This is a genomic window from Candidatus Chloroploca mongolica (assembly GCF_004762035.2).
Taxonomy (GTDB): Bacteria; Chloroflexota; Chloroflexia; order Chloroflexales; family Chloroflexaceae; genus Chloroploca; species Chloroploca mongolica.
Genome location: NZ_SIJK02000001.1, coordinates 129,874 through 136,400 on the forward strand (window position 1 = coordinate 129,874; position 6,527 = coordinate 136,400).

At 58.5% G+C, this 6,527-nt stretch carries 7 protein-coding genes and 1 pseudogene; 2 read left to right on the top strand and 6 right to left on the bottom strand.

The window, feature by feature from the left end; all coding sequences use genetic code 11:
• Positions 1-80: 80 nt before the first annotated feature.
• The 3 genes from EYB53_RS00605 to EYB53_RS00615 form a co-directional block, all read right to left on the bottom strand.
• A complete protein-coding gene (locus EYB53_RS00605) occupies positions 81-266 on the bottom strand; it encodes a hypothetical protein (RefSeq protein WP_135475636.1) in 186 nt (61 codons plus the stop codon).
• 226 nt (positions 267-492) lie between these two features.
• Positions 493-1,536, bottom strand: coding sequence for a selenide, water dikinase SelD (selD, locus tag EYB53_RS00610; protein WP_135475638.1), 1,044 nt, complete (start codon positions 1,534-1,536; stop codon positions 493-495).
• 179 nt (positions 1,537-1,715) lie between these two features.
• Complete coding sequence (locus tag EYB53_RS00615; RefSeq protein WP_135475640.1) at positions 1,716-2,189, bottom strand: CBS domain-containing protein; 474 nt, start codon at positions 2,187-2,189, stop codon at positions 1,716-1,718.
• Between the two features lie 344 nt (positions 2,190-2,533).
• Here EYB53_RS00615 and EYB53_RS00620 point away from each other — a divergent pair, with 344 nt between their 5' ends.
• A complete protein-coding gene (locus EYB53_RS00620; RefSeq protein WP_205712547.1) occupies positions 2,534-3,565 on the top strand; it encodes a glutaminyl-peptide cyclotransferase in 1,032 nt (343 codons plus the stop codon).
• A gap of 8 nt (positions 3,566-3,573) precedes the next feature.
• Entirely contained in the window at positions 3,574-4,695 is a 1,122-nt protein-coding gene (gene menC / locus EYB53_RS00625) for an o-succinylbenzoate synthase (RefSeq protein ID WP_135475642.1), read from the top strand.
• Positions 4,696-4,807: 112 nt separating this feature from the next.
• Here menC and EYB53_RS00630 read toward each other — a convergent pair whose 3' ends face one another.
• The 3 genes and pseudogenes from EYB53_RS00630 to EYB53_RS00640 form a co-directional block, all read right to left on the bottom strand.
• Positions 4,808-5,242, bottom strand: coding sequence for a hypothetical protein (locus EYB53_RS00630; RefSeq protein ID WP_135475644.1), 435 nt, complete (start codon positions 5,240-5,242; stop codon positions 4,808-4,810).
• 321 nt (positions 5,243-5,563) lie between these two features.
• A pseudogene (locus EYB53_RS00635) lies at positions 5,564-5,992 on the bottom strand (DsbA family protein); the annotation flags it as partial.
• Between the two features lie 15 nt (positions 5,993-6,007).
• On the bottom strand, positions 6,008-6,340 hold the full coding sequence (locus tag EYB53_RS00640) for a hypothetical protein (protein ID WP_135475648.1): 333 nt from the start codon (positions 6,338-6,340) through the stop codon (positions 6,008-6,010).
• Positions 6,341-6,527 lie beyond the last annotated feature (187 nt).

Below are 6,527 nucleotides of genomic sequence, written 5' to 3' on the forward strand. Positions count from 1 at the left end.
AGCGTAGCTTGTTCTACACGACAAAACGCCAACTCTGTTGGCGTTTTGTCGTGCGACCTCATAGTTTACGGGGTTGATGTTTAGACCCCGAAGCTGGCAAAGAGGCGATCAAGCGAGAAAGCAACCGTGGCAACTGTGCCGACGGTAATCACTACGGCGATGATTGTGGCTACACCATGCGAAAGATTTCCCAAAATACCACGGGTCTCCAGGGTTCCGTTGCGCTGACTGGCCTGCTTCATGCGACGCGAATCTGTTGATCCCATAGTCATTGTATCCTTATGCTTTATACGTTAGACAAGTTTCGTAGGCACTTGACCGTTTGCGCCCGCCGTAGTGCCGACTTTAGTCGGCTGAGGCCGACTAAAGTCGGCACTCCAACGGTCACGTTCAAAGGCGCTTTCGCAAATCTTGTCTTACTATAGCGAAGTATGGTTGTCTCAGCGAGAGGAGTTTGTCACACAGATAGGGGAAAAACCCCCTGATACGGGCTTAGCGAAGTTCGATGCCCGGCGTGGCGATGACCTCGCCGATGGCCCAGCATGGTTCGCCGTGCGTTGCACAAGTGGCCTGGAGTTGTGCGGCGGCAGCGGGAGGCAGGGCGATCAGCAGGCCGCCCGAGGTCTGTGGGTCAAAGAGGATCAGGCGGATTGCTTCTTCGATCGAGGCACTGTAGTGGACGTAGCCTTCACCTTCGAGGTACTCGCGATTGCGCCGTAAGCCACCGGGGACATACCCCTGGCGGGCGGCTTCGAGGGCCCCGGGGAGCAGGGGAAGATTCGCCGTTTCGATGCGCAGGCCAACCGCGCTGCGCCGGGCAATTTCGGCGGCGTGCCCAAGCAAGCCGTAGCCGGTAATATCGGTCGCGGCATGGACTTCAACCGTGGCACTCAATTCAGCGGCACGGCGATTGAGCCGGAGCATGCTGGCAACGGCGGCTTCGAGGTGCTCGGCTGGCGCGGCCCCGCGTTTCAGCGCGGTGGTAATGAGACCAGTGCCGAGTGGTTTGGTCAACAAAAGACGGTCGCCGGGGCGCGCACCGACTTTCGCGGTAATACGCGCCGGATCAACGAGACCAGTGACACAGAGGCCGTATTTTGGCTCGCGGTCAACCACGGTATGGCCGCCAGCAACGACGGCGCCTGCCTCGGCAGCCTTATCGGCCCCGCCTTGCAAGATCGCTGCGGCGATCGCCGGGTCGAGATCGTCGGGGAAAGCCGCAATGGCGAGCGCAAGGATCGGTCGCCCGCCCATCGCATAGATATCGCTGAGTGCATTGGCCGCCGCGATGGCCCCGAAGGTGTAGGGGTCGTCAACAATTGGCGGAAAAAAGTCCACCGTCTGGACAAGCGCCGTCTGCGCGTCGAGTTGATAGACGGCCGCATCGTCACTGACGGCCAACCCGATCAACAGATTGGGACTCGCTGGCAGTTGCAGGGTTGCTAACAGTTTGGAAAGGGCACCCGGCCCCAACTTTGACGCTCAGCCAGCGCTGCTTGCCAGACTGGTGAGGCGTATCTGCTCACGTTGATCCACGGGTTATCTCCGATAGGGGCGAAACGACGTAGGGGTCAAGACAAATAAGGTTGACCCATGTTGACGCAAAGGCGTAAAGCGACGCATAGAGATTAATCAAATCTTAGCGCCTTCGCGCCTTTGCGTCAAAAAACCAGCGCCTTTGCGTCAAAAAACCATCGCCCGTACAACGGATACCGTCAGGCAAGATGATTATCGAGTTGCTGCACGAGGGTCTCAAAGAGATCGCTTTCGGTGATGATGCCAATGACGCGGCCTTGATCATCAACGACCGGCAACCCACCGATCTTATTTTCGATCATCAGCATTGCAGCTTCGCGAATGCCTGTTTCGGGGGTGATCGCGATCGGATCTTCAGTCATGATCTCGTACACTTTGACATGGCGCAAGGCGTGCGCAATGTCGAGGGGGTCAAGCCCGGCGACGCGCATGACATCGGCACCGCGAATATCGCCTTGGGTGATCATACCACGGAGTTCGCCGGTATCAACCACTACGGGGAGGCGTCGTACATCGTGCTCGCGCATCAAGGCAAGGGCATCACTGAGTGGTGCGGCAATGTTGAGGGTGATAGCCGGTGTGCGCATATAGTAGCGTACTTCGTATTCGGCGGGAACGTGGTGAGATGCGGTTTTGATTGTTGTATAGCCCATAGCGTGCCTCCTTTGGCTCGCGATAGTCTGCCAAGGTCTCCACCATAATTGTTGACATGACCTGTGCATCTCATGGTAGCCTGGATCGCTCTGGTTTCAGGGCAAGATGTGCATACGTGGGGTGATAATTTGTCAACTCGAGGTGCCATAGTACATGGGTAACAGGCAAGCCTGGGAGCGAGGGCGTCCCGCCCTCGCGGGCCTCCCGAGGGCGGGACGCCCTCGCTCCCAGGGGAAGTGTGAACGCTCGGAAGAGGCAATTGCCTTACTACGCAGGGAGATATGGTATGATGCGACAGATATAGGACTGCTATCGCTTCAAAGATTGGTCAGGATAGGTTCTGGTGAAACGTCGATCGCTTCTGCGACAATGCCTTGCGCTGCTTGTTGTGCTGCTCCTTACGACTGGTTGTACCACGACGGTTGAGGAGACGGTGCTTGCGCAGCCGCCTACGGTGCTTGCTGCTCCTTCCGCTGTCGTATCGCCAAGGCCAACCCCTGAGACGGATCTGTTGACCCTGCCCGATTCTGGGCCAATCAATCGGACGGCCCAGGTGCTGCCTGATGTGATCCGTCGCAGCGGGGCACCGGTGGTTGAGGTGGTGGTCGTGGCGACGTATCCGCACGATCCCGAGGCCTTTACCCAGGGGTTGGTTTACCACGGTGATGACCGTTTCTATGAGAGTACGGGGCTGTATGGGGTTTCGACTCTGCGTGAAGTAGCGCTTGATGGGACACAGGTGCGTGAGCCGCATGTGCTCGAGTCAAACTATTTTGCCGAGGGGATTGCGCTTGTTGGCGACCTGATCTTCCAGTTGACCTGGCAAGAGCGCACCGGTTTTGTCTATGACCGCGCTGATTTTCGTGAGGTAGATCGTTTTCGTTATCCTCCTCAGGGCCGCAGCCTCCCGCTAGAGGGGTGGGGGCTGACGTTTGATGGCACGCACCTGATCATGAGTGATGGCACGGCTAATCTCTACGTTATTGATCCTGAGGTAACCTTGCAAACGGGTGAACTCACGGTGGTTGATCAGGTTGAGGTGTATGATCGCCTTGGTCTGGTACCACGTCTCAATGAACTCGAATATATTGAAGGCGATGTGTATGCCAATATCTGGTTTTCTGATCTGATCGCACGGATCGATCCGAAGACCGGGCAGGTCAAAGCCTATCTTGACCTCAGCGAGTTGCGCGATCTGTTGCCCGCGAATCCGCCGGGCTTGCGATCACCCGAAGTGTTGAATGGCATCGCCTATGATGCCGAAGGCAAGCGCCTCTTTGTGACGGGGAAACTCTGGCCGCAGCTGTTCCAGATCGAGCCGTTGTGGCGTGTCCATATGCCGTATGTGCAGAGTCGTTTAGATGGGAGTTTGTAGGTTGCCGTATGAAGATTGAGCAGATTGAGCTTCGGCGGATTGCATTGCCGTATGTGGCCCCTTTTGAGACGAGTGGCTGGCGTGAACTGGCGAGCCATGCGCTGCTGGTGCGAGTTGAGGCCGATGGGATCGTTGGGTGGGGCGAGTCACCAGTCGGAATTGGCCCCTGGTATAACGAGGAGACGAGCAGTACCGCCTGGGTGATGGCCCAGGAGCATCTGGCCCCGATGTTGCTGGCGTCTGAATTGACGCAGCCTGAGGATGTGTCAGCGGTCTATGCTCGCGTGCGCGGCAATCGCATGGCGTGTGCTGGTTTTGAGTTTGCGGTGTGGGATCTCTTTGGGCGGGCCACCGGGCAGAGCCTGCGGGCGATGCTGGGTGGGCAACGCGAGCGCGTCGAGGTGGGGGTCAGTGTGGGGGTGCAACCCGATCTTGATACGCTGCTGCGCGTGGTCGGCGACTATGTTGCGGCGGGCTATCAGCGGGTCAAACTGAAGATCAAGCCGGGCTGGGATCTTGAGCCAACGCGGCTTGTGCGTGAGACGTGGCCTGATCTGCGGTTGCAAGTTGATGCGAATAGCATCTATACGCTTGATCACGCGGCGCACCTAGCGAAACTCGATGCGTACGATCTGCTCTTGATCGAGCAACCCCTGGCCCACGATGACATCGTTGATCATGCCAAGTTGCAGCGCATCGTGCAGACGCCGATCTGTCTTGATGAGAGCATTGTCTCGCCCGATCACGCTCGCTGGGCGCTTGAGTTGCGGGCGTGTGGCGTGATCAATATCAAGCCGAGTCGGGTTGGAGGGTTGCACGCAGCGCGTCAGATCCACGACATGGCGGCAGCGGCTGGCGTGCCCGTCTGGTGCGGCGGCATGCTCGAAACGGGCATTGGCCGCGCCGCAAATGTCGCGCTGGCGAGCCTGCCGAACTTCACCTTGCCGGGTGACATCAGTGCCAGTGCGCGCTACTTTGCCCGTGACATTGTCACCAATCCCTTTGTGCTCAATGCCGATAGCACCCTGACAGTACCTGATGCACCAGGATCTGGGGCTGACATCGATGTCGATTTTCTTGACCAAGTCACGGTAGAGAAGGTGATTCTTCGTGGCAGGCTGGCGGGCTGACGCCCGCCTGCCTGCCACGGGGGTGAGGGCCTGCGATTCAGGAAGCGTTTCTTGCACGAAAAAAGCCAGCAAAGCTGGCTTTTTTCGTGCAAGAAACGCTTTCAGGCTACTGTTATGGGACGATGGGGGTGGGTGGGGCGGGGATGTCGCAGGCGAGGCGGCGGACGAGGTCGCGCCCGTCGCGTTCGCGGATTTCGACGATGTGGGTGCCTGGCCGCTCGTCACCGATCTTCAGGTTGAGCTTGTACCGTCCGTCGGCCCGCGAGAAGCCCCCGCCAACCGGGCGGCTGTTGAAGTAGAGCAGCAGCGCCGTATTGGGCTCGGCTTCGCCCGTCAACTCGACGGTGGACTGGGCAAAGCAGGTCAGGATCTCGATCCCATCAGGGAGACTGGTGGGCGTGATGGTGGCAACCCCGCCATTGGGGGTTCCGGTCGCCGTTGGTGTTGATGTCAACGTGGAGGTGGATGCTGCGGTTGGGTTCCCGTTGTTTACCGGGGTGGCCGTTGGTGTATTGGTTCGGGTTGGGGTGGCCGTAGGTTCATTCATTGTGCCGCCGCCTGCTCCGCCCTGGGTGGCGGTTCTGGTAGGAGTTTGGGAGGGCAAGCTTTGTGCGGTTTGCGTCTGACTCTCTGGTGTTTTCGTCAAAGGGTAGGCGGCTGTTGCTGTCAGATCAGTAATACGCTGTGCTGTTTGTGTCTGAATTTTCTGTGCTGTTTGTGTAGGGTATATCGTAGACGTTGGTGTCGTCGTTTGAGCTGAGGTCATACCTGAGATCGTGCCACTCACTAAGATGAGCAGCAAGACAACCCCGGTGAAAATGAGGCTCAGTGGCAAGAAGAGATTGTTGCGTTGCATCGAGGTCTGCTCCTAACTTCCTGAAGCCTGGGCAATCAGATCTTGAAAGACAGTAAAGGGCTGCGCGCCAATCAGGGTACGTTCGCCGAGGCGAAAGACCGGGCGTGAACGAATGCCCTCGGCGGTGGCAGCGTCGTGATCGGCGCGGACGGCAGCGCGATGCGTTGCGGCGTCGAGGCAGGCGTTGAGTTGCGCGAGGTCTACGTCGGCGTCAGCAGCGGCAGCGGCAAGTTCCTGCTCGGTGTCAAAGAGGATCTGATTGTAGCGCGCATAGATTGCCTGACGCATTGGCCAGAACTTGCCCTGGTCGGCGGCGCATTCACTGGCTTCGGCAAGCCGCAGCGAGCGATCGCCAAGCTGGACGAGATGGCGATAGACCAGTTTCACAGTTCCCGTCTTGATATACTGCTCGATCAGTTGTGGCTCAGTCTCCAACACGTGGAGTGCACAGGCCGTTCAGAGAAAATCGGAAAACATCTCCAGGGTCACTGGGGCTTCAGGATCGCCAAGCACATGATAGCCCTCGGCGGTACGACTTTCGGCGATTGTTGCCGGTGGGGCGACGGTGGCGGTTGGTGGCACAGGTAGGTCAGTTGGTCGAGGCGGGAGCGTTGGGGTGGCGGCAACCTCGGGGGTTGGCAACGCTGGCGTCGCAGTTGGCGCAGCGGTAGCGACGGCGAGCGTTGGTGGCACTGCGGTTGGCGACGGCGTCACAACGACAGACCCGCCGCACCCGACGAGCAGCAGCGCCCACACTACGAGCAGCATTGGTATCCGATAGACCATCATTTGCCCTGCCTCTCTATGATCCTGGCACGTATACTGTACCACAGGCGGGGAGGAGCAACAAGGTTACGCTGAAAATGGGGGAACGTGGTTCCCCCATTTTCAGCGTAACCCTGGTGAGCTATAAGGGTTCCGCATTTTCAGCGTAACCCTGGTGAGCTATAAGGGTTCCGCATTTTCAGCGTAACCC

Excerpts from the sequence above, each read along its gene's own strand:
- EYB53_RS00605 (WP_135475636.1), bottom strand. The coding sequence starts at position 266 with ATGGGATCAACAGATTCGCGTCGCATGAAGCAGGCCAGTCAGCGCAAC.
- menC (WP_135475642.1), top strand. The coding sequence starts at position 3,574 with ATGAAGATTGAGCAGATTGAGCTTCGGCGGATTGCATTGCCGTATGTG.
- EYB53_RS00615 (WP_135475640.1), bottom strand. The coding sequence starts at position 2,189 with ATGGGCTATACAACAATCAAAACCGCATCTCACCACGTTCCCGCCGAA.
- EYB53_RS00630 (WP_135475644.1), bottom strand. The coding sequence starts at position 5,242 with ATGAATGAACCTACGGCCACCCCAACCCGAACCAATACACCAACGGCC.
- EYB53_RS00640 (WP_135475648.1), bottom strand. The coding sequence starts at position 6,340 with ATGATGGTCTATCGGATACCAATGCTGCTCGTAGTGTGGGCGCTGCTG.